Source organism: Acinetobacter sp. L-24 (genome assembly GCF_056857555.1).
The window spans coordinates 12,599-38,234 of the sequence record NZ_JBSXNI010000023.1; the positions used below are offsets into that span (position 1 = coordinate 12,599).

The window sequence follows — 25,636 nt, forward strand, 5'->3', positions numbered from 1 at the left end:
ATTAATTTAATATTCATCAAAAATTTTCTACCAATATCTTAATTAACAAAGTCTTATTTTAATTATTTTAAATTAATTTTTCTTATAAATCATTTAAATTTTATTTAAATTTAATAAAATTCAATGATCTAAAAAACCTTTAGATTGGATAAAAATTATATAAAAATACTTTCCTATATTGACTATGATTATGTTCTTAATTTTTTAGTTACATCATCTATTAAAAAATAACAATTGGAAACAATTAATCCTTATTCTAAAACTTAAGTAATTCGCTATATCTCTATAGCTTGTTTAATCAAGGTTTCACGTCCATTTTCGTCCATCTTTTCGCAGTATATTTTTTTAAACTTATTAAATTGACTTAAAAATAGCTATAGACAAGGTATGTGATCTATTATATTTTTTAGATGTTAATCACATAAATCGAATTAGAAAAATTAATAATTATTAATAAATACCAATTCTGAACATATAAAAATAAAGGGGTTTCAAGTGAACTATAGACACCTTTTAGGTATTTTTACCTTCAGCCTATCTCTAGTTGGATGTGCAGCAATATCCGGCTTTCAAACATATGATTTACCAAAAGAAGGAATCTATCAAACTGAACTAGGAACTCCAGTCAATCTAATAAAATTGAATCAGGACACCCTGCCTGTATTGCAGTCTGCCCAAACTCATAATCTTAGCCATTATGCTGCTTTATTTCAGACTGAGGTGCAGGATTACCGTTTGAATCCAGGTGATATTTTATCCTTTCAATTATGGGCCTATCCTGAAATTAGCGCCGTTCCTACAGCAAGTGATAATAACAACGGCTACCAAATTGACCGAAATGGTTATATCCACTTTCCGTTCATTGGCCATTATAAAGCAGCTGGAAAAACCCTTCCGCAAGTGAATCAGGAAGTACGGCGTCAATTAATTCCCTACTTAAACAGCCCGGATGTGGTGGTGAGGGTCATTTCCTATCAGGGACAACGCTATTCAGTGGTCGGTAATGTGAAATCAGCTGGTCAATTTTACTTGTCTGATCAACCAGTCAGTGTTTATACAGCACTCGGTTTGGCGGGTGGTATTAATGAGCAAGGTGACTCTACTTCGATTCAACTTGTGCGGCAGGGTGTAACCTATGACCTGAATACCATTGCACTGGAAAAGGCTGGATATTCCTTGCATAAGCTATTGATTCAACCGAATGACACTCTTTATATCAGTCCTCGTGAAAACCAGAAGATCTATGTCATGGGTGAAGCCAGTGCCAATAAACCCTTACCAATACGTGACCAAGGCATGACTCTCGCTGATGTATTGGGTGAAAGTGAAGGGATTAATCCCTATTCCGCGAGTTCTAGCCGGATTTATGTCTTACGTGGCAACTCGGACAATCAGATGACTGAAATATATCACTTAAGTCTAAAAAATCTTGGAGATTTTGGCTTGGCGAAACAATTCAAAATGCGTAGCAATGACATTGTCTATGTTGATGCCACAGGTCTGACTCGTTGGGAACGCGTTGTTAGCCAGATTCTTCCATTTTCATATGTCGCTGATTCAGCTATACGATAGGTAACTCAGCTATGAAAATTAAAAATCTTTTCGGGGTCTTTTAGGAAATATGGGTGGTATAAATTAATGACTGAAAATTTATTCATAAGATCCGCCTGCACTCGTAGATTAAATTTATAAATTCAGTGAGTTGGAATAATTATAGTCATCAATGAACACCCACTATTTTGATATAAGCCCACGGACTTCGCCTGCAACCCCATGGTGCTCAAAACTCGATATGAAACAGATTAAATAGAAACCGTATTATTCTGATCATAATAAAAATATCTGGCCTTCAGCTGGTTGATATATTTTAAGAAAGGACAATAAAACCAAAATATGTAGGATTCTTTCTCAGAAAAGCAGCAAGTCTTTGATTAGTTTTTTAGAATTTTATTTAAAAATATATCATCGACTGGAAAAATCACTTTTAAACTTTTAGATAGTAGAATTATGAACAAAAATAACAATACCGAAAATATGATTGACCTAAAAGGGGTGTTCTTTTCCCTGCTCTCGCAATGGAAGCTCATCCTCTTATGTGGTTTGCTCAGCCTGATGGCAGTATTGCTGTACATGCGTACCGCAGCCATCAACTATAAGGTAGATGCCATCGTTCAGGTCGAAGAAAATAAAGGGGCATCAGCTGCCTTATTAGGCAGCTTGTCAAGTATTATTAGTCAGATGTCTTCATCAAATGCTGAGATTGAGGTTTTAAAATCACGCACGATTCTGGAATCAGTGATTGATCGTTTAAATCTGGATCTCCATATTGCGAGCACTGAAGACTCCTTTATCAATCGCCTCATTTACGGCAAAAATTCTCAGACCGAATATCAACCCGAAACTGTACGCTTTAAAGAAGGTGAAAAAAGCTTTGATATCCGTCAGTTTGAAGTTCCCGTAGCGTACCAGGATAAAAATCTCCTACTGAAGTTTCAACCACAGAGCTTTATCTTGATCAATCCAGTGACAGAAGAAACTGTCTTTGAGGGTGCACTTAACCAGCCCGTTCAAGCCAAAACTGCACAGGGAGACTGGAAAATTGCAATCTTTAGTCAAGATAATCTAGATCGCAGTTACCGGATACAAAAACTCTCGTTGCCAACAGCGATTGATTCTATTCTTGCCAATTATTCAGTGACAGAAAAAGGAGAACTGAGTGGAGTTCTGCAGCTTCGCTATCAGGGTCAAGATAAACAGCACATCACTAAAGTCCTGAACACGATTTTAGCGATTTATAGCCAGCATAATATTACGCGCCGTTCAACAGAAACAGCGCAGACACTGGCGTTTCTGGATGAACAATTACCAGATTTAAAGAAACAGCTTGATCATGCAGAATTCGCCTTTAACCAGTTCCGTCAACGGCATAATACAGTTGATATTGCTAAAGAATCTGAATTGTATTTAAATCAGAGCGTCACCTTAGAAACGCAAAAAGTCTTACTTGAACAGAGACAGGCAGAAATAGCTGCCAAATATGCAGCACTACATCCAGCCATGCGAGAAATTACGGCTCAACTTCGTGTGATCAATGGCAAGATTCGTGAACTGAATACAACACTCAAAAATATTCCAGAGATACAACGCCAGTATTTGCAACTGTCACGCGAAGTCGAAGTCAAACAGCAACTGTATACCAACTTGGTAAATTCATACCAACAACTGCGTGTTGCCAAAGCAGGTGAGATTGGCAATGTACATATCATTGATACCGCACTTGAACCGATTGACCAGGTGCAACAGAAAACACCACTGATTCTGTTCCTCGCCTTTTGGTTCGGTATTTTTGTGGGAATCTTGGTGGCATTATTCCGCAATATGCTGCGTTCTGGTGTGAAAGATAGCAGTCAAATAGAATATCAACTGGAGCTTCCAGTATATGCGAATATTGCCCATTCTCCGAGTCAGAAACCTGGGCTAAAACTACTCAAAAAGAAAAAAATTCCTTTTGTATTAGCCCTTAAACATAGCGATGATATTGCGATCGAAAGCTTACGAAGCATACGTACAGCGAGTCATTTCGCCCTAAGCCAGGCCAAGAACAACATCATCATGATTTCAGGCCCAGCACCAAAAGTCGGGAAATCATTTGTTTCCAGCAATCTGGCAGTCATTATGGCGGAAAAAAACAAACGCGTATTGGTGATTGATGCCGATTTGCGTCGTGGTCATATCCACAAATATTTTGATCTGAATAATCAACATGGATTAACTGAATACCTGAATGAGCAGATTACATTAGAACAGGTGGTACAAAACACCAATGTTCCGAACTTAAATGTAATCACCTGTGGTGAAAGTTCAGCAAACCCTTCTGAGCTTCTTAATTCAGTACGCTTCAAGGAATTACTACAATCTCTGATTCCGCACTATGACCATATCATTATTGATACACCACCTGTATTGGCTGTTACGGATGCGATTATCGTATCCCGATATGTCGGACTGAATTTAGTGGTGGCGCGCTATGCAAAAACACAAATGAAGGAGCTAGAGCTTACATTAAACCGCTTTAAACAGGCCGGTTGTATCGTAAATGGCTTTATCCTGAATGATATCCAGCGTTCAGCCGGGGGGAGCTATAGTTATGATTACATTTACAGTTATAAGTCTAGAGAACAAAATGGCTGATCCCATTTAGATAAAAAAACCAGCTATTGCTGGTTTTTTTATATCTTTAAACTTCAACACAACTGCGGTGTCCGCTTGCTAAAAAACCACCCATTCTGCAAGATTTCTCAAAATTTTCTGCTAAGATGGAATGAACCTCAACGATAACATTAGATTGGAATAATACATGAGTAAGGCCTTACCGATTGCTGTCGCTGTTCTTTTAGGCGGTGCCGCGCTAGTACCTGTTTACTATGCAACTCAAAACCCAGCTGCTCAAACCTCAAAAGCATCTAAAGATGCCTCTGCTGTTTCTAAAATTAGCTATGCACTCGGTTATGAAGTCGCTCATCAAACTCCACCTGAGCTGGATATTAACAGCTTTGTGACAGGCGTTCGCGAAGGTCATGCCCGTACTGCTCCTGCTTATACTGAAGAAGAATTACAAGCAGCTTATGAGCAGTTCCAAAAAGAAATGCAGCAGAAGCAAGTGGATAGTGCCAAACAGGCTCAAGCATCAAGTGATACTTTCCTGACCGAAAATGCCAAAAAAGCTGGGGTAAAAACTACGGCATCTGGTTTGCAATATTTAGTGACCAAAGAAGGTACGGGCAAGCAGCCTGCAGCAAGTTCAATTGTAAAAGTACATTACACTGGAAAACTGGTCGATGGTACCGTGTTTGACAGTTCGGTTGAACGTGGCGAGCCGATTGAGTTCCCACTTAATCAGGTCATTCCAGGCTGGACCGAAGGTCTGCAATTGATGAAAGAAGGTGGTAAAGCCACTCTGTATATCCCATCTAAACTCGGTTATGGTGAACAGGGCGTGCCAGGTACGATTCCTCCACACAGTACTTTGATTTTTAATGTGGAACTCATCGAAGTAAAATAATCCACGAAAAGGAGAGCAACGCGCTCTCCTTTATTTTGAGAATGAATCATGAAAATACAAATAAGTTTGATGGTTTTACTGCTGAGTTCTGGCAGTCTGTTTGCCAAAGAAATTACCAATAAAAGTCCTGAGGCTGAACAGGTCGGCTACAGCTTTGGTTATCTGATGGGAAAAAGCAATGCCGATTCCTTACAAGGCATTGATCTGGATGCCTTCAGTGCCGGTTTAAAAGCGGCAGCCGCTGGGAAACAGGCGACTTTAAGTGAGGAAGACATGGCGCGAGTCTTGACCCAATTTAAGCGTCAGGCTGAAGCCAAAGAGCTGATTACCCTGAAAAAGCAGGCTGATGAAAATGCCAAAATTGGTCAGGCTTTCCTGGCTGAAAATGCAAAAAAACCGGGGATAAAAACCACAAAATCAGGTTTGCAATATCAGATTCTTCAGGAAGGAAAAGGTAAATCGCCGAGCGCAAACAGTAATGTCCGCGTACATTATGAAGGCCGTTTGATCGATGGTACGGTTTTTGACAGCTCGATTGCCCGTAATCAACCCGTGGTATTTCGTACCACCCAAGTCATTACCGGCTGGACCGAAGGTTTACAGCTGATGAAAGAAGGTGCCAAATATCGTTTCTTCATTCCGGCCGAACTGGCCTATGGACAGATTGGTTCAGGGGATGTAATTGAACCGAACAGTACTTTAATTTTTGATGTGGAATTACTGGAAATTATTAAATAATAAGTCCTATTTTTCCAGATCTAAAATCGGAGAGGTTCTATATTGGCCTCTCTTTTTTTATGGGCTTAAGTATCCTTAAATCGCAGGTTTTCATGTCACATTCCGATCAGTTTTGCTATGTTATGTTTTAATCAAGCAATTCAACAACAATAGAGGACGTCAGCATGGCAGCAATCAAGACTCGCGAAATTCATTATACTGCGCAGGATGGCAGCCCATTAATTGGTTATTTTGCCGCACCAGAAACAGATACCCCTGTTGCCGGTGTACTGGTCGCACCCGAATGGTGGGGTCGGAATGAATATACCGAACAGCGCGCCCGTGAACTTGCAGAACATGGCTATGCGGCCTTGGCCATGGACATGTACGGTGATAAAAAAGTGACTACCCATTCTAATCAGGCATATGAATGGATGATGCAGACTTTCGAGGATCCTGACACCATTGTGAATCGTGCAACCGCAGCGCTGAATACCTTGGCAGCACAGGACGAAGTCAATGCTGAGAAACTTGCAGCGATTGGTTTCTGCTACGGCGGCAAAGTCGTATTGGATCTGGCCCGTTCTAATGCACCTTTAAAAGTGGTGGCGACTTTCCATGCCAACCTGTCTCCGAAAGCACCGGCTCAGGAAGGTCAGGTACAGGCGGAAATCCTGGTGCTACATGGTGAACTGGACAGCATGGTGACCCTGGATGATGTGGCCGGTTTCCGTGAGGAAATGCATGCAGCCAAAGTCGAGCATGAAGTGATTGTTTTTGAAAATGCCAAACATGGCTTTAGCAACCCGCTTGCGGATGAACGGGCCAAATCCAATGGTGTGGATCTTGGTTACAATGCAGAAGCGGAACAAAAAGGTCTGGCAGCAATGTATGCCTTGCTAGACTGCCATTTGGCATAAATAGAAACAACTATCCGGCTTGTTCACAGGCTGAATATTTTAGATACTTCATGAAGAAAAGAAGATAAATCCTACCAGAGGAGAATGTGTATGATGGCTGAAACCAACTGCCCCTACTGCAATTTTGACGAATATGATGTCATTGCCAAAAATGATTATGGTGTGGTGTTGCCTGAACCGAATTCATTGTCCGAAGGTCACTGTGTGATTATTCCATTGCGGCATGTGGCCTCGTTTTTCGAAGTGACTGACAAAGAACGTAAAAGTTTGATGTCCTTACTGGAACAGGCACGCAATGAACTGCAATTACGTTACCAGCCTGCCGGTTTTCATGTCGGCTTTATTGATGGTGAAGTATTTCAGGAAAAGGTAGAACATCTGCATATTCATATTATTCCGCGTTATGCAGGCAAAACCTTAAAGCTGGATGAGCGCTGGGGAATTAACGATTAACCGGATTCTTTATCAAAAATAAATGCTCTACGGAGCGTTTATTTTTATTGAAAGCCAAGTTCTATCAAGCTCGATGAACATCTACGTTTTTATCCCACTTTTCACATTCCCACCCTGCTGATTCCGCTATACTAGCTGCTGCTTATTCGGTTGCTAGGTATTCATGTTCGTATTTTCAGATGCCCTATTGGAATGGTTTGATGTGCATGGTCGTCATGACTTGCCCTGGCAGGTGACAGATGATCCCTATAAAGTCTGGGTCTCTGAAATCATGTTGCAGCAAACCCAGGTCAAAACTGTACTGCAATATTTTGAACGATTTATCCAGCGTTTTCCGACTGTTCAGGACTTAGGTTATGCCTCATGGGATGAGGTCGCACCCTACTGGGCAGGTCTCGGCTATTATGCCCGCGCCCGAAATCTGCATAAAGCTGCCGGCATCGTGACAGCACAGCAGCAGTTCCCTCATACTCTGGAAGAATGGATGGCCTTGCCCGGCATTGGCCGTTCAACCGCTGGCGCCTTGATGTCACTCGGTTTACGTCAATATGGCGTAATCATGGATGGCAATGTCAAACGGGTATTGTCACGTTTCTTTGCCATTGAAGATGATCTGTCCAAACCGGTGCATGAGCGTGCCTTATGGCAACTGGCAGAACAACTCTGTCCTATCGAACGCAATCATGACTATACCCAGGCAATTATGGATCTGGGCGCGACCGTATGTACCCCGAAAAAGCCTTTGTGTCTGTATTGTCCAATGCAGCAGCATTGCAAGGCACATCAGCAAGGACTGGAAAATGAATTGCCTTTCAAAAAGGCCAAAAAACCAGTTCCTGTACGCTCTGCTCAGGTCCTGCTAATCCAGTCCGGTACAGACTGGCTTTGGCAGCAACGTCCCAATAGCGGTCTTTGGGGCGGTCTCTGGTGTCTGCCAATTATTGAAAATGCACATGAATTTGAACAGCAATGCCAGCAACTTGGCCTGAAAAATATCCTCAAAAAAGTCCAGATCAGCCATAGTTTCACCCACTTCACCTGGCAGCTTGAAGCAATCGTTTTTGCAGTGGATCAGGATCAGCAGGAACATCTGGCGATTGAACTGCAAGGCAACTGGATGCGTCCAGAGACAGGCATTGATTGCGGTCTTCCAACAGCGATGAAAAAATTGATCTCTGCGGTAAATGTATGACATAGTCTGGACAAAGCAAAAAACCGATCAGCTCAGAATGAGCATTGCCAATATTTAAGGATGAATAGCGTGCGCCAATATCTTGCTTTGACCTGGGTGGCTTTAATTGCCATATTACTAACCGCCTGTAGCAGTACACCGAAAAAACCCCCTGCTGTACAGCTCAATCCTATCGTCGTGCAAAAACTGAAAAGTATGCGAGTGCCGTCCTCTCTGCCCATCCCGGTGGCACGCGTACAGGCACGTGAATTATCAGATACCTGGGGCGCTTCGCGCAGTCGCGGACGTTTACATGAAGGCATTGATATCATGGCTCCACGTGGAACCGAAGTCTTTAGCGCGACTGAGGGCCTGATTGCAGATTTACGTAACAACAATTTGGGTGGTAAAGTAGTCTGGATTCTGGGCCCGGGCGGCTCCTGGCATTATTATGCGCATCTGGATGGACATAAACGTGGCTTAAAAGTGGGCGACTATGTCAAAAAAGGCCAGCTGATCGGTTATGTCGGCAACAGCGGTAATGCCCGGCACACTGCACCACATCTACATTATGGAATTTATTTACAGGGTAAGGGTCGCGGTGTGGTCAATCCCTATCCCTATTTACGTTAATTTTAGGATATTTACATGTCAGAAGCGTTGATCAATCGTCTGGTAGAATTTGCTGAATCAGGCAATCAACAAAAAATTGTATTGAATGGTCAAACTTACCAGGGCTGGGTGATGGAAATTACCGAGGATGCGCTTCTGATCAGTACTGGTTATGCCGACAAGGCCGGTAAAGATATGTGGATTCTATTTAGCGATCTGGATCAGGCTGAATTGTCGTACTGGGACAATCAGCAGGATCAATGGACTGTGTTTAAATTATAAAACCATAAAAACAAGGAGCATCACATGACTGTGCAACGCTGTGGCTGGTGCTCCGATGATCCACTGTATATTGCCTACCATGATCAGGAATGGGGACAGGCCCTACTGGATGAAAATCGCCTGTTTGAAATGCTGTGTCTGGAAGGACAGCAGGCCGGTCTGGCCTGGATTACCGTTCTTAAAAAACGTGAAGCTTATCGTGAACATTTTTTTCAATATTCGATCGAATCTATCGCCTCACTTACAGATCAACAACTCCAAATAAAACTTGAAGATGCTAGCCTGATACGGCATCGCGGCAAACTCAATGCCATTCGCGAAAATGCCCAAGCATGGCTGAAGCTCCGACAGCAAGGAATCAATCTGGTGGAATGGCTCTGGTCTTTTACCCAGCAACCGCGATTGAATAATGATGTTGTGGATTATCGTCAGGCGCCTGCTCAAACCATTGAGAGCCAGAAGATGTCTAAAGCACTCAAACAGGCTGGTTTTAAATTTGTCGGACCCACCCTTTGCTATGCCTTTATGCAGGCCGTTGGTATGGTCGATGACCATGAAAATCATTGTGACTTTAAAACAATATCCTCGCATTTAAATAAGAGCTGAAATCATGTCGAATAATATTATTCAAGCTTATGCTGCCATGTCCGCAGGTGCGGAACTGGAACCTTATCAATTCGATGCCGGAGAACTGCAGCCGCATCAGGTCGAAGTCAAAGTGGAATACTGCGGTCTCTGTCATTCTGATATTTCAGTCATTAACAATGACTGGGGTTCTTCAGTGTATCCGGTCGTAGCAGGACATGAGATTATCGGCACCATTACCCATCTGGGTGCAGAAGCCAAAGGCCTGAAAGTTGGGCAACGGGTTGGCATCGGCTGGACAGCGGAAAGTTGTCAATATTGCGATCCTTGTATTTCGGGCCAGCAAGTGCTGTGTACTGGCGGTCAGGTGGCGACCATTGTCGGACATGCCGGTGGTTTTGCCGACAAAGTGCGTGCCGGCTGGCAATGGGTCATTCCCCTACCCGAAGATCTTGATCCTGAAAGTGCCGGACCCCTGCTCTGTGGCGGGATTACCGTCTTTGATCCGATCCTGAAACATCAGATTCAGGCCATTCATCATGTGGGCGTAATTGGCATTGGCGGTTTAGGACATATGGCCATCAAGCTGCTGAAAGCCTGGGGCTGTGAAATTACTGCCTTCACCTCGAACCTGGATAAAACTGATGAACTGAAAGCCATGGGCGCTGACCATGTAGTGAACAGTCGTGATGTCGCTGCATTAAAAGCCCAGCGTGGCAAGTTTGATTTATTACTGAGTACTGTCAATGTCACCTTGAACTGGCAGGCTTATCTGGCAACTTTGGCACCGAATGGCACTGTGCATATGCTGGGTTTACCACTTGAGCCGATGCAGATTCCGGCTGGCATGCTGATTGGTGGAGCCAAGTCAGTTACCGGTTCACCGACAGGTTCGCCGGCGGCATTACGTCAGTTACTCCAATTTGCTGCACGTAAAAATATTGCTCCGCAAATTGAAGTCTTCCCGATGTCACAACTGAACCAGGCGATTGAACATCTGCATTCTGGCAAAGCCCGTTACCGGATTGTACTTAAAGCAGATTTTACAGCTTAAATCCTGCCTATTTTTAGCTGTTAAAAAGACCCAGCGATTGGGTCTTTTTTATTGCAGGGCTTCAGGCAAGACCGCAATAGGTGAAGGCTTGGCCAGCTCGGTCTTCATTTTCTGCAGCATCTGATAAGGTTGTTGTTGCACGAACATATTTACGAAGGTCAAAGGAATAGAACCTTCCGGATTGGCATAACCATAGGTTGAAACCTTGACCTTGTTATTGGCTAGTTTCTGAAAAGTCCAGTCGCCCTGATAATCGGTTAAACGCACATAATCCGGATTTAAAGGATAGCCACTTTGGATGGCTTTATTCTTGATGGTGATCTGGCCATTGGCTTCCTTGATCATCTTGCCCTGTACAATCAGGTCACGGTCTTTTAAGGGAAATGGAAAATCCAGCACCATATACAGGGTAAAGTCACCTTTTTTATCATCGCGGGACAGGATCTTGATGCTACCCATATAGGGAACCCATTGCACGGCATGCTCAACATTCAAAATGAGGGAAACGGCATTTTCAACAGGCGCAGTATAGGTGGTTTCAGCTTTATAGAGAAAGACCGGGTTTTCTTCATTCTGGTAAGTCCAGACCTTGATATTATTTTTATGAATACTGAGTTTAGGCGTCCCGACAGGCTTTGCCTGTGCAATGGCACCAAGTGCCACTGCACAGAGCAGGAAAATCATTTTTTGCATTATATTATTCGTCTTATTCTAGTTTTATACTTTTTTATAAATGATTTTAACTCGGTTTTAAACCTGAATATCGTTAAAACCAAGCACGTTTTTCATATCATATTTACGCGCTTCACGACCTACGACCCAAGCCGCAGCACGTACCGCACCAGAAGCAAAGTTCATGCGATTGGTCGCTTTATGAGTAATTTCCACACGTTCCCCATCGGCAATAAACATGGCGGTATGTTCACCGACAATATCGCCACCACGAATGGTCTGGAAGCCAATGCTCTTACGCTCACGCGGACCGGTATGACCTTCACGGCAATAGACCGCATCTTCTTTCAGGTCACGGCCTAAAGTTTCCGCAATCGCCTCACCCCACATCAAAGCTGTACCCGATGGCGCATCTACTTTGTGACGGTGATGTGCTTCAATCACTTCGATATCTACGGTATCACCAAAAACTTTAGAGGCCAGTTCAAGCAATTTGATCGATACATTCACACCCACTGAATAATTCGCTGCATACACTACAGGAGTTTCCGTCGCAGATTGATCCAGATAGGCTTTTTGCTCATCATTCATACCCGTCGTACCGATCACGATGGCGACACCTGCTTCACGGCAGATTTTCAGATGATTGACGGTCGCTGCTGGCGCAGTGAAATCAATCACCACATCACAGTTTTTGACTACATCGCTAAGGCTACCCACCACCTTGACACCTGTTGCACCAATTCCGGCAAGTTCACCCGCATCTGCACCTAATAGTGTACTTTCAGGGCGTTCTACCGCAGCCGCCAACTGATAACCTGCTTCATGCACTGCCTGAATAAGGATACGTCCCATACGGCCGCCTGCACCTAAGATCCCAATGCGTGGTGTAGCTGACATAACATAGTCCTGATGTTGATCCAAAATTGCTCTTACTATAGCAAAACTGCAGAATAACACTAAGATGCATTGCATAAAAATCAATGAAAATACTCAAAGAGTGAAATCACTGATATTGATAAGAGTTTTAATCAAGCTTAAGAAGTTAGGCAATCACTTCCGTCAAAGCTATACGATATACATCAACTTGACTCGTCATATAGTTTTTAGCAATTACTCATATAACTGAAATAAGCTTATTCATAATTTTATCGCTATGATTTTGCATTGATTTACTGAGATTACTGATTTGTGAAGTTAAACAGACGACTTGCCAATACAGTTTTTCCTGTTTAGTCTCGCCATTATTAATTGAGCTCAAAATCTTGATGATTTAAATCTCAGTTAGATTAACAGGATTCTTATGCAAGACTTTTTACTAAATTTTAATTATGAATATCTACTTTTGAATTGATGAGCAGATAAGATTTTAAGTCTTATTGAGATTAAAAGGACTCAATTTTGCTTTATACAAAAATCAGTCCTTAGATTGAGCAAATGAATTATCTAGCTCTTAGGGAACTTATTAAAAATAATAATACCTAAAGCAAAATTTGCCTGGTCTATACAATTTTGAAAATTTTTCCACTTAAGGTACTTTGAAAGCACATTTCAAAACTGGGACGAATATCTTCACCATCTACAGTGATATGTTTTATATTGGAATGAGATTGTGTTTTAGAAAAATGATGATCGACTGTTGCTTGAATAGCGTGTTGAGCCCCAAACTGATCCTTCACACTGATACTTTGTTTAAGCATATCTATACCTTTAATAATAGTTAAAGTGGCAAAATCTCCACTAAAAATTGATGTTTCTTAATTTTATCTTTAAATAACTTTATGATTTAGCTTAAATAATTGATTTAGAGAAGTATAGAATGTACGGCCATCTAAGTTTAAATCTACCTCAACTCCAGATGAAAGAAGAACTCTTTTACCCACTTCAATTCTTTTTAAACCCTGACGTGTATTTTGCATTTTATTGAGAGGAATTAACGAAACAATAATTTCAGTACCATTTTTAGATTTTGCAATTAAATCATTTATTTTTAACAACTTGAATCCTGTTTTTCTAAAGATTTTTCCAATTTGGAAAATAACTTAAAATTAAATTTTGAACGATAAAAAAAGCACTTATTAAGTGCTTTTTTTTACTGTTTATTCTTGCTTAGATAGCAACAATATTTACAGCATTCGGTCCTTTTTGACCTTGAGCTACACTGAATTCAACCAGTTGGCCTTCCATTAAGGTTTTAAAACCTGAACTGGCGATTTCGCTGAAATGAGCAAAAACATCTGGACCTGATTCTTGTTGAATGAAACCAAAACCTTTAGTTTCGTTGAACCACTTTACAGTACCTTTAACAACATTTGAGTTTGACATAATATATCCTACTAATTTTTTAATAATTTTTAGTCAATTTATTGACTGAATATAACTTTGAAATAATAAAGAATGAGACTTAAAATCTGAAAAAAAACGAAGGATTATGACTAAAACTACGATACTTAAAGAAGATTTACCGAAACAAGACTTTTTTCTAGTTAAGTTAACTATACACGAAAAATTTAATTAATCAAGTTTTCTTATATATATATTTATTTTATTTATTAAAAAGTAAAATTTATAATTATTTCAATAAGATTAAGCTTTCATTGTCATGATAACAAAATAAGAGTAATCTGCTGTACTGGTAAATTTGATAAGTAATGAATGCGATTATATAGCTCTGTAATAACAATATTGGCCTTTTTAATTTCGGGAATGATGCTTTTTTCTCACTTACAAAATATCTATCACCCTCCAAATTTGGACTCATACTTTCTATTTAGATAGTCAAATATAAAAACAGAAACCGCTTTTTAGGCGGTTTTTATGTTTAAGCGAGACTTATCAAACAATAAATAGCATCTTCTAATCTAGAGTATCTTATCTACATAATAAAAAAGGACGCCTCAGCGTCCTTTTTTACTTTCACTCAATTAATCAAACAAACGATCAAAGAATGATTTTTTCTTTGGTGATGATTTGCTATCTTCACCATCCATGGTTTCTTGCAGTTCTTTTAACAGTTCACGTTGACGTGCACTTAAGTTGACTGGAGTTTCTACCACAATACGGCACAGCAAGTCACCTTGCATGCTGGTACGTACCGGTTTAACACCCTTACCACGTAAACGGAACAGTTTACCTGTTTGCGTACCTTCAGGAATTTTCAGACTAACACGGCCATCCAGCGTAGGAATCTGAACTTCCTTACCTAAGGCTGCATCAGCAATTGATACCGGCACATCCATATACAGGTCAGCGCCATCACGCTGGAAGATTTCATGCTCACGCACCACCACTTCTACGTACAAGTCACCTGACTGACCATCACGGATTGCTTCACCCTTACCGGTCAAACGAACGCGGTCGCCATTATCCACACCCGCAGGAATAGTGACTTCCAGAGTTTGCTGACGATCCGACACACCTGAACCATGACATTTATTACATGGGTTCTTGATGATCTTGCCCTGACCACGACAGGTACTACAAGTTTGCTGTACGGAGAAGAAACCTTGCTGCATGCGCACTTGACCAGCACCATGACAGGTACGGCAGGTTTCTACATCGTTTGGATTTTTTGAACCCTTACCATCACAGGCATCACACGGTGCCGGTGCAGTAAAGGTAATGGTTTTCTTGACGCCTTTGACCGCTTCTTCCAGGGTCAGTTCCATCACATAGCGTAAGTCAGAACCACGGCGTGCGCGCTGCTGGCCACGACCACCGCCGCCACCAAAAGCACCACCGAAAATATCACCGAACTGGCTAAAAATGTCTTCTGCGCTGAAACCACCGCCGAAGCCGCCACCGCCGCCCATACCACCTTCAAAGGCCTGATGGCCCATACGGTCGTACATGCTGCGCTTTTCACCATCAGAGAGCACTTCATAGGCTTCTGCTGCTTCTTTGAATTTCTCTTCAGCTTCAGCATTGTCCGGGTTACGGTCTGGATGATATTTCATCGCCAACTTACGGTAGGCTTTTTTGATTTCATCATCACTAGCGGTTTTAGCGACGCCCAAAACCTCATAATAATCACGTTTAGCCATGTCTGGCGATGCTCCTCACGGAATTTTGTTTAATATTCAACTGAGGTCTGAAATTGGGGTCAAACCGAGTTTTACAAGGGGAAATATGAAAAAAATTATATGCTTTAGAACACAGCTTTGTTTTGAGAGAATTTATGGATGCCTTTAAACCAGGCATTGATCAGGAAAATAAAAGCAATAAAGCTGAAAATCACGCCGGTCACCACACAGGCTTTGACCCATAACTGGCTGTCCCAGGCAAAGAAAAACAGGGGAATAAACCACAGCGCAGCGAAGATCGCCAAAATGGTATAAATCACGATATTGCGCATGATCCACAGCGCCTGTGCCTGTAACCAGACCTCGGCATAATCAACTTGAGCGACTTTACGTGCGAACCAGTAGGCCAATAGTCCACTAAACAGGGTAAATAAGGCCAAAAACATGAAGACATAAGCCATCGCTACGGAACGTCGCATCTTGGTTAATGTATCTTGAGTCATGTTCGGTTCAACCTCGTTACCGTATTGGCAGCTCGGCCAATGCAGCAATTACTTATTTTTTTAAATTATAAAAATCTCAGGTGCTACTATATTGAAAATTTCCAAATTTCGCACCTGAAATTATGACAAATTTAAACAGAATTTAAACTTTTTTTCACTTTAAACCACTGTGCATATAGGGCAGGCAGGAAAAACAAGGTCAATAATGTCGCCACAATCAACCCCCCCATAATCGCCACCGCCATCGGCCCGAAGAAAATACTGCGGGACAAGGGAATCATCGCCAGAACTGCAGCCAGTGCGGTCAATACGATCGGACGACAACGGCGTACTGTGGCATTGATGATGGCATCCCACTGCGACTCTCCGGCCTGAATATCCTGCTCGATCTGGTCAATCAGAATCAGCGAATTGCGCATGATCATTCCCGATAAGGCAATCGTCCCGAGCATCGCAACAAAACCGAAAGGTTTATTGAAAATTAACAGGAATAACACTACTCCGATAATGCCCAAAGGTGCAGTCAGAAATACAATAAAGGCCCGTGATATGCTCTTAAGCTGAATCATCAGCAAGGTCATGACGACTGCGAGGAATAAAGGCATGCCGGCATTCACCGAGTTCTGTCCGCGAGCCGATTCTTCAACTGTACCGCCCACTTGCAGCAGATAGCCATTCGGCAGCTCTGCCCGGATTTTTTCCAGTGGCTCTTTGAGTTCATTGACCACAGTAGCGGGCTGCAGTTTGCTACGAATATCGGCACGCACAGTAATGGTCGGCAAGCGGTTACGATGCCAGATCAGGCCTTCTTCAAAGCTGTATTCAATTTTGGCCAGCTGCGCCAAAGGTACCGATGTACCGGTTGCGGTTGGAACGGCCAGACTGGCTAAAGATGCTACCTCCACCCGTTCAGCCTGAGCACCACGTAAACGGATTTCGATCAGTTCACGTTTTTCCCGATACTGATCAATGCCGGCCCCTAAAATCGAGCTATTCAGTACATTGGCCAGTTCACTGCTGCTCACCCCAAGCTGACGGGCACGATCCTGATCAATCTGTAATTTGATGACTTTGCTCGGCTCGCCCCAGTCCAGATGCACATTGGTGGTATTTGGATTTTCTCCCACGGTGGCTGCAACTTTCTGCGCCCATTCACGAACTAATCCTAAGTCTTCACCCGATACCCGGAACTGCAGTGGATAGCCCACAGGTGGACCATTTTCCAGCAAGGACACCCGGGTACGCACTTCCGGCAATAACCTGCGAATCTGGTCACTTAAGGATTTGCGGATTTCATTACGGTCTTCCAGCGATGAAGCCAATACCACAAACTGGGCAAAACTGGTTTGCGGCAACTGCTGATCGAGCGGTAAATAGAAACGCGGCGAACCCATCCCGACATAAGCCACATAGTTATCAATGCCCTCTTGTTTCGATAAAAAGGCTTCTACTTTTTTTACTGCAGCTTCAGTGGCCTTCAGTGAAGCACCTTCTTCAAGTTTGAGATCCACCAGAATTTCAGCCCGGTTCGAGGGTGGGAAAAACTGCTGCGGCACCAGCTTAAACATTAAAATAGACAGAATAAAAATTCCGACCGTGGCAACAATGACAGTTTTACGATAGGTCACACAGGCATCGACCCAACGGCGAAAGCCCTGATAAAACCGGGTTTGATAAGGGTCATAATGTTCTCCGGCATGATGCACAATCGGCTGAGGTTCTGGCTGTTTGCGTAGACGTGCCCAGAGACGCTGATACCACGGCGCTTTCTGAATTAAATCCTTGTTGAAATCCGGCAGAAGTTTATCGCCTAAATATGGCACAAACAGTACCGCGGCAATCCAGGACACCAGCAATGCAATGGTCACCACCTGGAAAATCGAACGGGTATATTCCCCGGTACTCGATGCTGCAGTGGCGATCGGCAGGAAACCGGCAGCGGTAATCAGGGTGCCTGTCAGCATGGGAAAAGCCGTGGTGCGCCAGGCATGCCCGGCCGCCTGTAAACGGCTATAACCCTGCTCCATCTTAATCGCCATCATTTCAATGGCGATAATGGCATCATCGACCAAAAGACCGAGAGCCAGAATCAGGGCCCCCAGGGAAATTTTATGCAGTCCGACATCAAACAGCTGCATACCGGCAAAAGTCATGGCCAGCACCAGCGGAATCGAGAAAGCCACCACCAGACCGGTCCGGAAACCGAGCGAGAAAAAACTGACCAGCAATACGATAACCACCGCTTCTGCCAGCACTTTCATAAATTCGTTAATGCTGCGTTTGACTGCCACCGGCTGATCGGAGACTTTTTGCAGCTCCATGCCGAGTGGCAGAGCTTTTTGCAGGCGGGCGAATTCCTGTTCCAGATTTTTACCCAAGGCAATGATGTCCCCACCCTTGCGCATCGATACAGCAATACCAATGCCGTTTTCGCCCATAAAGCGCATCCGGGGCTGTGCCGGATCACTAAAGCCTCGATAGACTTCTGCGACATCTCCCAGCTGAATAGTTTTGCCATTGACCAGCAGCGGCATCTGTCTTAATTCTTCAACACTGTTTAATGCACCACTGACTCGCACCTGAATCCGGTCTGAACCGGTTTCAAAAAAACCGGACTGGGTGGTGGCATTTTGCTGCTGCAGGGCTTGCTGAATCGCCATGACTGGAACGCCCAGCTGAATGGCCTTGGTATTGGAAATCTCAATCCAGATTTTCTGGTCTTGTAGGCCAATCAGCTCAACTTTGGCAACATCTTTGACCCGTTGCAGTTGCAGCTGTAAGCGGTCGGCGTATTCCTTGAGGGTCGCATAGTCAAAATCTTTACCCTTGAGCACATAAATATTGCCAAAGGTATCGCCGAATTCATCATTAAAGAACGGCCCTTGTACCCCTTGTGGCAATTCATGCCGGATATCGCCCACCTTCTTGCGCACGTTATACCAGACATCAGCGACATCTTTCGAAGCCAGGGAATCCTTGGCAACAAAAGTCACCATGGATTCACCCGGACGCGAATAGGCCATGATGCGCTCATACTGTCCCGTGGTCATCAGTTCCTTTTCAATCCGGTCAGTGACCTGCAGGGAGATTTCTTTGGCACTGGCACCCGGCCAATAGGTCTGGATTACCATGACTTTAAAGGTAAAAGGTGGATCTTCACTTTGTGACAGTTTGGAATAAGAGACGATGCCGATCAGACCGAGCAGGATCATGAAATACAGCACCAGACCTTTATTTTTTAAAGCCCATTCCGACAGGTTAAAGTTCATGCTTAACTCCCTGCCTGAATGGTCACACGACGGTTTTCACGATCAATCGGATTGATTTTTTGCTGGTTACGCAGCAGATGTACGCCACCAATCACCACATAGTCTTCCGGCTTGAGCCCACTGAGTACAGGAACACTGTCCCGGCCATAGGCACCGAGCTGGACCGGGACTTTACGTAAGGTATGATCGGGCTGGACCACCATGACATAAGCCTGCTGATCCGTTGCCGAGACACTGGATAGCGGCACACTGAGCATATTATCGCGGCTGTGCTGAAAAAATACCCGGGCACTTTGTCCCAGCTGGATCTGGCCATTGCCTTCACGTAAGGAAACTTTAACCCTGAAGGTCCGCGACTGGTCTGCTGCCGGTGAAATCTCGCGAACAAAAGCGGCAAATTTTTCTTCAGGTTTGGACCATAATGTCACTGTAGCTGCCTGTCCAACCTTGATCTCCGAAATAGCCTGTTCCGGTACGCCAATTACCACTTCACGCTCACCGGCAATCGCCAGTTCATACGCCGCCTGCCCGGCAGCCACCACCTGTCCTGTTTCTATATTGCGTGCAGTGATCACGCCGTTTCTGGTGGCAATCAGCTGGTTATAAGCAGTCTGGTTTTTAGCGGTATCATAATTGGATTGTGCCTGCTTCAGATTTGACAGGGCGGTCTTGTACTGGTTTTCGATCGCGTCATATTGTGAGCGGCTCACGGCATTGGATGGCAATAACTGCTTGAAACGTTGTAATTCATCCTGAGCAATCTTAGTGGCAGACTGCGCGCTTTCCAGCTGGGCACGTGCTGCATTCAGCTGCAGCTGGGCATCTTTGACATCTAGAGTTGCCAGGACTTGCCCGACTTTGACCTGGTCACCCACATCGGCGAAGCGCTGGGTCACCTGTCCAGCGACCCGAAAGGCCAGCGCCGTTTGCTGGCGCGCCTGCACATCACCGGCATAACTTTTTAATTCATGCTGTGAAGTGGTGGGTGTGGCCACCATGACAAAGGGAACTTCCTGTTCTGCTGCAGCAGTATCTTTGCTGCACCCGGTTAAGGTCACGCTGCAAAGCACCACCATGCCAGCCAATACGCTGTAAATCCTGCTCATCTTATTCGCTCTTATCTGATCATCTTTTTTAGGGCAAACTATGCTGATATATTGAATTGCTTGTTTTTTAATTAATATACCACCCGGCACACTAATTACAACTGAATCATCAAAGCAATGACCGTGTTGACTTTTTTTGGAAGAAATTGTGCAAATACCTGTAGGACGACCCAAGGATCTGGAAAAGCGTCAGCGCATACTCAGCGTGGCCAAAGCGCTGTTTTTAGCGCATGGCTATCATGCCTCCAGCATGAACCAGATTGCACGTGAGGCAGGTGTAACCAAGCTGACGGTGTATAACCATTTTCAGGATAAGGCGACCCTGTTTAGCTGTGCGATTGAGGATACCTGTGAAGCCATTCTGCATGAACATCCTCAACTCTTGCAGCCGAGCAGTGACTTTGCGCAGGAGTTTTATCAGGCCTGTCAGCGCGCTTTAAATATTATTCATTTACCAGAAGCGATCAAGCTGGACCTGCTACTGATGGAACTGGCCTCGCAGCAAAGTCCTCTGGCAGAACAGTTTTATCAGGCCTCGCATAGCAAACTGGATGCAGTCTGGAATGATTTCTTTGCTCTGGCCCAGCAATACCGCTTTATTCGGGTCGATCTTCCAGAAAAACAGACCGAGCTGATCGTGTCCCTGCTGACGGGAACCCGTCATCAGAAAATCCTGCTGGGTCTCAGCCCTCCCCCTTCAAGCGCAGAACAGCAACAGATTATTAGCGAGGCCATTGAACTGTTTATGCTGAAATATGCCCTGCCGGATTAACTCCTTTCTTTCGGACTGATCACCGATCACCGTATGTGGCCTAAAAGTTGCTAAAAAAGTAGCCAATGCTCTGCAACTTTTGTCTCTAGGGGACTTGGATTGTCATGCAGTCGCGGTATAGTCAAAGCATGCATGTGAGGGAATAAAAAATGATTCAACAGATTGATGCACCACTACGCGAAGACGTACGCTTACTGGGTAATTTGCTTGGGGAAACCTTAAAATTACATGCCGGGCAGGATTTGTTTAATCAGATCGAGCAGATCCGTGCCCTGTCCAAAGGCGCTCGCGATGGACAGGTCGAAGCAGAAAAACAACTGGAACAACTGTTTTTGAGTCTGGAAGATGCAGAAATCCTGCCACTGACCCGTGCTTTTACCCACTTTTTAAACTTTGCCAATATTGCCGAACAATATCATGTGGTACGTCGTCGCCGTCAGAGCGAGTTTGATGACACTGCAGAATCGCCCAATCCTCTGGTGCCTTTATTTGAAAAATTTAAACAGCAGGAGATTTCTGCCGATACGCTGTATCAGCAAATCTGTGAACTGAAAATTGAACTGGTCCTGACCGCCCATCCCACAGAAGTCAGCCGCCGCACCCTGATTCAAAAATATGATGGCATCAATAATGCCCTGTCCAAATTCGACCAGCAGAAACTGACGCCACGTGAACGTCAGGCAGTCCTGGCCGATCTGAAACAGCTGATCAGCTCCGCCTGGCAAACCGATGAAATCCGTCAGCATCGCCCGACTCCGATCGATGAAGCCAAATGGGGTTTTACCACCATTGAACAGACCCTGTGGAATGCGGTCCCGAAATTTATCCGCGAACTAAATGGCATGGTGCAAGCGCAATGTGGCCAGAACCTGCCCTTAGATGTAGCGCCAGTACGTTTTGCCTCCTGGATGGGTGGTGACCGTGATGGCAACCCGAATGTCACCCACACCGTCACTCAGGAAGTACTGTGGCTGTCGCGCTGGAAAGCAGCCGACCTTTATGTACGTGATATTGAAAACCTGCGCTGGGAACTGTCCATTCAGCAATGTAGTCCGGAAATTTCCGAAGCCTTGGGCCAGCCCCATCCTGAACCCTATCGTGAATATTTACGTGACACCCGTACCCGCCTGAAAGCGACGCGGCACTGGCTGGCAGAAAAATTAAAAGGCAATGATGCCGATGACAGTCTGGTGATTAAAAGTAAAGACGAACTTTTACAACCGCTCCTGACCTGTTACCGCTCGCTGATGGACTGCAATCTGGCTGAAATTGCCAATGGCAGCCTGCTGGACTTTATTTACCGGGTCAACAGTTTTGGGATCGAACTGCTAAAACTAGATATCCGCCAGGAATCCGGCCGTCACCGCCAGGCGATTTCAGCCATTACTGAATATTTAGGACTGGGGAATTTTGAAACCTGGACCGAACAGGCCCGTCAAAACTTTTTATTGCAGGAATTGCAAAGCAAACGTCCGTTACTGCCGAAACATCTGAATGAACCGGCCGGCAGCCTGATTGAACATCCGGATGTACAGGAAGTCTTTGCCACCATGCGCACACTGGCCGAACAGCCGAGCGAGTCTCTGGGTGCCTATATTATTTCCATGGCAGAATATCCAAGTGATGTCTTGGCGGTACTGCTTTTACAAAAAGAAGCCGGGATTGAACAGGCGTTACGGGTGGTTCCCCTGTTTGAAACATTAAAAGATCTGGATGGTGCAGCCGCAACCATGTCGACCCTGTTCAATATGCACTGGTATAAACAGCATATTCAGGGCAAACATGAGGTCATGATTGGCTATTCGGATTCTGCCAAAGATGCCGGTTTTATGTCGGCCAACTGGGCACAGTATCGTGCCCAGGAAGAACTGACCGCAGTTGCCCAGCAACATGGCGTGCAATTGACCCTGTTTCATGGTCGTGGCGGTTCGATCAGCCGTGGTGGTGCGCCAACCCAGCAAGCCTTGTTCTCTCAGCCACCGGGCTCTATTTCCGGTGCAATCCGGGTGACTGAACAGGGCGAAATGATCCGCTTTAAATTCGGGCTGGAAGAAATCGCGCTGCAAAATCTGGAAATTTATACTGCTGCAACCCTGGAAGCGACGCTGCTGCCGCCACCTGAGCCGAAACAAGAATGGCGCGACCTGATGCATCAAATGACCGAACTGTCGGTTCAGGTCTATCGCCAGACCGTACGGGAAAATCCGCATTTTGTAAAATACCTGCGTACCGTTACTCCTGAGCTTGAACTACAAATGCTGCCGCTGGGTTCACGTCCTGCCAAACGTAAAGTCAGCGGCGGCATTGAATCCTTGCGTGCCATCCCTTGGGTATTTGCCTGGACCCAGATTCGCCTGATGTTACCTGCCTGGCTCGGGACCGGTGCTGCACTGAATGAAGTCCTGGATCAGGGACAACGTACAGTACTCGATGAGATGCTGGCCGAGTGGCCATATTTCCAGACCCTGATTGATATGCTGGAAATGGTATTGTCTAAAGCCGATGCCCATGTGGCACTGTATTATGAATCGCATCTGACTCAGGATGAAGATATGAAAATTCTGGGAACAGAGTTACGCCAGCGTTTGCAAGATGCTGTACAAACCTTGTTAAGCTTGAAAGGCGAGTCGAAACTGCTCAGCAGTAACGGCGTACTGGATCAGTCTATGAAGGTGCGTAAGCCGTATCTGCTACCCTTGCACTTGCTGCAAGCTGAACTGATGAAACGTCGCCGTTTATATCTGCAACAGCAACAGGCCGAAAACACCCCGGTGGATCATGCGCTGATGGTCAGTATTGCCGGGATTGCGGCCGGTCTGCGTAATACTGGCTAAGCAAAAATGCCCATTTGAAAGCACATCCTGGTGATGTGCTTTTTTATTGACCAGTCAATAGCCAGGAAATATTTTATTTTATATAGTAAATCAGATTTATTTATAGATACCCCTATTCATAATAAGAAATTAATCTACTGATTTCACTTTACTTTTAACCCAGTATTCTTTTACCGCCCGGTAAAATCTTAAATAAAGTCATAGAATTAATTTGAACAAAAATTTTGTTTAAGTGATTAAATCTTCTAAAGAACAAGAGTATGATGTGCACAATTTATCTTTTGAGTGCTCATTTTATGTCCAGTTGGTTTCCCAAATGGCGCCCTTATGAGGGTAGTATCGATGCACGACCAGTAGGTACCGCAGAGTATTTGCCACCCGCACAAACGGTCATTTTGGGTGTACAACATGCTTTTGCCATGTTTGGCGCGACTGTACTGGCACCTTTTTTAATGGGCTTTGATCCTAACCTGGCGATTCTAATGTCAGGGATCTGTACTATTCTGTTCTTTTTAATCACCGGTGGCCGGGTTCCAAGTTATCTAGGTTCAAGCTTTGCCTTTATTGGTGTGGTCATCGCAGCAACAGGTTATGCGGGTGGTGGCGGACTGAATCCAAATATTGGCGTTGCAGCAGGCGGGATTATCGCATGTGGCATCTTCTATGCACTCATGGGCTTTCTGGTCATGGCGACGGGCACCCGCTGGATTGAAAAGCTGATGCCACCGGTAGTGACCGGTGCCGTGGTGATGATCATTGGCCTGAACCTTGCTCCAGTCACAGTGAAAAGTGTGATGGGCAATACCTTCAATATGTGGATGTCTCTGGTCACTGTGTTGTGCATGGGTTCAATTGCCGTATTCACCCGTGGCTTATTACAGCGCCTGCTGTTATTGGTTGGCCTGTTATTGGCTTATCTGATTTACTTCGTACTCAGTAATGTCATGGGTTATGGCACTGCGATCAACTTCCTTCCTATTCAGCAAGCAGCCTGGTTCGGTTTACCGACTTTCCACGCGCCGACCTTTGAATTGAATGCCATGTTGATCATTGCACCGATTGCCTTGATTCTGGTGGCTGAAAATCTGGGCCATATTAAAGCCGTAGGCGCGATGACCGGTGAAAACCTCGATCCGCATATTGGTAAAGCCTTTGTGGCAGATGGTGTTGCAACCACTTTAGCCGGTGGTGTAGGTGCGCCGGGTATGACTACCTATGGTGAAAACATTGGTGTGATGGCCGTGACACGGGTTTACTCGACCATCATCTTTGCAGTCGCGGGTGTCTTTGCTGTGTTCCTGGGTTTATCGCCTAAGTTTGGTGCGATTATTCACACGATTCCGACAGCGATTCTGACCGGTGCTTCGATTGTAGTCTTTGGTTTGATTACCATTGCTGGTGCCAAAATCTGGATTGAGAACAAGGTCGATTTCTCGCAGAACAAGAACCTGATGGTGGCTGCGGTGACCATTATTTTAGGTACGGGTGATTTTGCCCTGACTTTTGGCAGCTTCAATCTGGGTGGTATTGGTACGGCAACGTTTGCTGCACTGATCCTGAACTGGTTCTTTAGCCTGGGCGATAAAAAATAAAACTCGAAAT

The 25,636-nt window shown here is 44.5% G+C and carries 23 protein-coding genes; 14 read left to right on the top strand and 9 right to left on the bottom strand.

Features of this window, described 5'->3' with window-relative positions; translation table 11 throughout:
• Window positions 1–495: 495 nt before the first annotated feature.
• The 11 genes from AC13CK_RS01485 (at window position 496) to ahr (ending at window position 10,856) form a co-directional block, all read left to right on the top strand.
• Window positions 496–1,572, top strand: coding sequence for a polysaccharide biosynthesis/export family protein (locus AC13CK_RS01485; protein WP_425880038.1), 1,077 nt, complete (start codon window positions 496–498; stop codon window positions 1,570–1,572).
• 435 nt (window positions 1,573–2,007) lie between these two features.
• Entirely contained in the window at window positions 2,008–4,191 is a 2,184-nt protein-coding gene (locus tag AC13CK_RS01490) for a polysaccharide biosynthesis tyrosine autokinase (protein ID WP_425880039.1), read from the top strand.
• Between the two features lie 166 nt (window positions 4,192–4,357).
• Complete coding sequence (gene bamJ, locus AC13CK_RS01495) at window positions 4,358–5,062, top strand: BamJ family beta-barrel-assembly machinery protein (protein ID WP_425880040.1); 705 nt, start codon at window positions 4,358–4,360, stop codon at window positions 5,060–5,062.
• 48 nt (window positions 5,063–5,110) lie between these two features.
• Window positions 5,111–5,800: a BamJ family beta-barrel-assembly machinery protein gene (gene bamJ / locus AC13CK_RS01500; protein WP_222110638.1), complete on the top strand. Its 690-nt coding sequence runs from the start codon at window positions 5,111–5,113 to the stop codon at window positions 5,798–5,800.
• Window positions 5,801–5,964: 164 nt separating this feature from the next.
• Window positions 5,965–6,699: a dienelactone hydrolase family protein gene (locus AC13CK_RS01505; RefSeq protein ID WP_425880041.1), complete on the top strand. Its 735-nt coding sequence runs from the start codon at window positions 5,965–5,967 to the stop codon at window positions 6,697–6,699.
• A 93-nt stretch (window positions 6,700–6,792) separates the two neighbouring features.
• Complete coding sequence (locus AC13CK_RS01510) at window positions 6,793–7,152, top strand: HIT family protein (RefSeq protein ID WP_026055739.1); 360 nt, start codon at window positions 6,793–6,795, stop codon at window positions 7,150–7,152.
• 163 nt (window positions 7,153–7,315) lie between these two features.
• Complete coding sequence (mutY, locus tag AC13CK_RS01515; RefSeq protein WP_425880042.1) at window positions 7,316–8,344, top strand: A/G-specific adenine glycosylase; 1,029 nt, start codon at window positions 7,316–7,318, stop codon at window positions 8,342–8,344.
• 60 nt (window positions 8,345–8,404) lie between these two features.
• Entirely contained in the window at window positions 8,405–8,956 is a 552-nt protein-coding gene (locus tag AC13CK_RS01520) for a M23 family metallopeptidase (RefSeq protein ID WP_143115403.1), read from the top strand.
• Window positions 8,957–8,971: 15 nt separating this feature from the next.
• Complete coding sequence (locus tag AC13CK_RS01525) at window positions 8,972–9,217, top strand: hypothetical protein (protein WP_071850146.1); 246 nt, start codon at window positions 8,972–8,974, stop codon at window positions 9,215–9,217.
• A gap of 24 nt (window positions 9,218–9,241) precedes the next feature.
• The gene (locus tag AC13CK_RS01530; RefSeq protein ID WP_425880043.1) at window positions 9,242–9,823 is read left to right on the top strand and encodes a DNA-3-methyladenine glycosylase I; all 582 of its coding nucleotides are present in this window, start codon (window positions 9,242–9,244) and stop codon (window positions 9,821–9,823) included.
• Between the two features lie 4 nt (window positions 9,824–9,827).
• Complete coding sequence (ahr, locus tag AC13CK_RS01535) at window positions 9,828–10,856, top strand: NADPH-dependent aldehyde reductase Ahr (protein ID WP_004647676.1); 1,029 nt, start codon at window positions 9,828–9,830, stop codon at window positions 10,854–10,856.
• Window positions 10,857–10,904: 48 nt separating this feature from the next.
• Here the strand turns inward: ahr and AC13CK_RS01540 are convergent, their stop codons facing one another.
• The 9 genes from AC13CK_RS01540 to AC13CK_RS01580 form a co-directional block, all read right to left on the bottom strand.
• On the bottom strand, window positions 10,905–11,549 hold the full coding sequence (locus AC13CK_RS01540) for an START domain-containing protein (protein WP_425880044.1): 645 nt from the start codon (window positions 11,547–11,549) through the stop codon (window positions 10,905–10,907).
• 57 nt (window positions 11,550–11,606) lie between these two features.
• Complete coding sequence (gene dapB, locus AC13CK_RS01545; RefSeq protein WP_425880045.1) at window positions 11,607–12,428, bottom strand: 4-hydroxy-tetrahydrodipicolinate reductase; 822 nt, start codon at window positions 12,426–12,428, stop codon at window positions 11,607–11,609.
• A gap of 602 nt (window positions 12,429–13,030) precedes the next feature.
• Complete coding sequence (locus AC13CK_RS01550; RefSeq protein ID WP_004280859.1) at window positions 13,031–13,228, bottom strand: hypothetical protein; 198 nt, start codon at window positions 13,226–13,228, stop codon at window positions 13,031–13,033.
• Window positions 13,229–13,297: 69 nt separating this feature from the next.
• Window positions 13,298–13,525, bottom strand: a complete 228-nt coding sequence (locus AC13CK_RS01555) for a hypothetical protein (protein ID WP_004647679.1) — start codon at window positions 13,523–13,525, stop codon at window positions 13,298–13,300.
• 112 nt (window positions 13,526–13,637) lie between these two features.
• The gene (locus AC13CK_RS01560; protein WP_004280856.1) at window positions 13,638–13,853 is read right to left on the bottom strand and encodes a cold-shock protein; all 216 of its coding nucleotides are present in this window, start codon (window positions 13,851–13,853) and stop codon (window positions 13,638–13,640) included.
• 599 nt (window positions 13,854–14,452) lie between these two features.
• On the bottom strand, window positions 14,453–15,571 hold the full coding sequence (gene dnaJ / locus AC13CK_RS01565) for a molecular chaperone DnaJ (RefSeq protein ID WP_005104999.1): 1,119 nt from the start codon (window positions 15,569–15,571) through the stop codon (window positions 14,453–14,455).
• Window positions 15,572–15,675: 104 nt separating this feature from the next.
• Window positions 15,676–16,053, bottom strand: a complete 378-nt coding sequence (locus AC13CK_RS01570) for a hypothetical protein (RefSeq protein ID WP_005249514.1) — start codon at window positions 16,051–16,053, stop codon at window positions 15,676–15,678.
• Window positions 16,054–16,184: 131 nt separating this feature from the next.
• On the bottom strand, window positions 16,185–19,322 hold the full coding sequence (locus AC13CK_RS01575; protein WP_425880046.1) for an efflux RND transporter permease subunit: 3,138 nt from the start codon (window positions 19,320–19,322) through the stop codon (window positions 16,185–16,187).
• A 2-nt stretch (window positions 19,323–19,324) separates the two neighbouring features.
• Complete coding sequence (locus AC13CK_RS01580) at window positions 19,325–20,428, bottom strand: efflux RND transporter periplasmic adaptor subunit (protein ID WP_416706012.1); 1,104 nt, start codon at window positions 20,426–20,428, stop codon at window positions 19,325–19,327.
• 148 nt (window positions 20,429–20,576) lie between these two features.
• Here AC13CK_RS01580 and AC13CK_RS01585 point away from each other — a divergent pair, with 148 nt between their 5' ends.
• The 3 genes from AC13CK_RS01585 to AC13CK_RS01595 all read left to right on the top strand — a co-directional run bounded on the left by AC13CK_RS01585 (window position 20,577) and on the right by AC13CK_RS01595 (window position 25,626).
• A complete protein-coding gene (locus tag AC13CK_RS01585) occupies window positions 20,577–21,200 on the top strand; it encodes a TetR/AcrR family transcriptional regulator (protein WP_409666686.1) in 624 nt (207 codons plus the stop codon).
• Window positions 21,201–21,349: 149 nt separating this feature from the next.
• Complete coding sequence (gene ppc, locus AC13CK_RS01590; RefSeq protein ID WP_425880047.1) at window positions 21,350–24,034, top strand: phosphoenolpyruvate carboxylase; 2,685 nt, start codon at window positions 21,350–21,352, stop codon at window positions 24,032–24,034.
• Window positions 24,035–24,330: 296 nt separating this feature from the next.
• Window positions 24,331–25,626: a solute carrier family 23 protein gene (locus tag AC13CK_RS01595; protein ID WP_425880048.1), complete on the top strand. Its 1,296-nt coding sequence runs from the start codon at window positions 24,331–24,333 to the stop codon at window positions 25,624–25,626.
• Window positions 25,627–25,636: the final 10 nt, after the last annotated feature.

Coding starts and splice junctions, on each gene's coding strand:
- ppc (WP_425880047.1), top strand. CDS start 21,350: ATGATTCAACAGATTGATGCACCACTACGCGAAGACGTACGCTTACTG.
- AC13CK_RS01510 (WP_026055739.1), top strand. CDS start 6,793: ATGGCTGAAACCAACTGCCCCTACTGCAATTTTGACGAATATGATGTC.
- ahr (WP_004647676.1), top strand. CDS start 9,828: ATGTCGAATAATATTATTCAAGCTTATGCTGCCATGTCCGCAGGTGCG.
- dapB (WP_425880045.1), bottom strand. CDS start 12,428: ATGTCAGCTACACCACGCATTGGGATCTTAGGTGCAGGCGGCCGTATG.
- AC13CK_RS01540 (WP_425880044.1), bottom strand. CDS start 11,549: ATGCAAAAAATGATTTTCCTGCTCTGTGCAGTGGCACTTGGTGCCATT.
- dnaJ (WP_005104999.1), bottom strand. CDS start 15,571: ATGGCTAAACGTGATTATTATGAGGTTTTGGGCGTCGCTAAAACCGCT.
- bamJ (WP_425880040.1), top strand. CDS start 4,358: ATGAGTAAGGCCTTACCGATTGCTGTCGCTGTTCTTTTAGGCGGTGCC.
- bamJ (WP_222110638.1), top strand. CDS start 5,111: ATGAAAATACAAATAAGTTTGATGGTTTTACTGCTGAGTTCTGGCAGT.
- AC13CK_RS01570 (WP_005249514.1), bottom strand. CDS start 16,053: ATGACTCAAGATACATTAACCAAGATGCGACGTTCCGTAGCGATGGCT.
- AC13CK_RS01520 (WP_143115403.1), top strand. CDS start 8,405: ATGAATAGCGTGCGCCAATATCTTGCTTTGACCTGGGTGGCTTTAATT.
- AC13CK_RS01595 (WP_425880048.1), top strand. CDS start 24,331: ATGTCCAGTTGGTTTCCCAAATGGCGCCCTTATGAGGGTAGTATCGAT.
- AC13CK_RS01525 (WP_071850146.1), top strand. CDS start 8,972: ATGTCAGAAGCGTTGATCAATCGTCTGGTAGAATTTGCTGAATCAGGC.
- AC13CK_RS01560 (WP_004280856.1), bottom strand. CDS start 13,853: ATGTCAAACTCAAATGTTGTTAAAGGTACTGTAAAGTGGTTCAACGAA.
- AC13CK_RS01505 (WP_425880041.1), top strand. CDS start 5,965: ATGGCAGCAATCAAGACTCGCGAAATTCATTATACTGCGCAGGATGGC.
- AC13CK_RS01580 (WP_416706012.1), bottom strand. CDS start 20,428: ATGAGCAGGATTTACAGCGTATTGGCTGGCATGGTGGTGCTTTGCAGC.
- AC13CK_RS01575 (WP_425880046.1), bottom strand. CDS start 19,322: ATGAACTTTAACCTGTCGGAATGGGCTTTAAAAAATAAAGGTCTGGTG.
- AC13CK_RS01530 (WP_425880043.1), top strand. CDS start 9,242: ATGACTGTGCAACGCTGTGGCTGGTGCTCCGATGATCCACTGTATATT.
- AC13CK_RS01550 (WP_004280859.1), bottom strand. CDS start 13,228: ATGCTTAAACAAAGTATCAGTGTGAAGGATCAGTTTGGGGCTCAACAC.
- AC13CK_RS01490 (WP_425880039.1), top strand. CDS start 2,008: ATGAACAAAAATAACAATACCGAAAATATGATTGACCTAAAAGGGGTG.
- mutY (WP_425880042.1), top strand. CDS start 7,316: ATGTTCGTATTTTCAGATGCCCTATTGGAATGGTTTGATGTGCATGGT.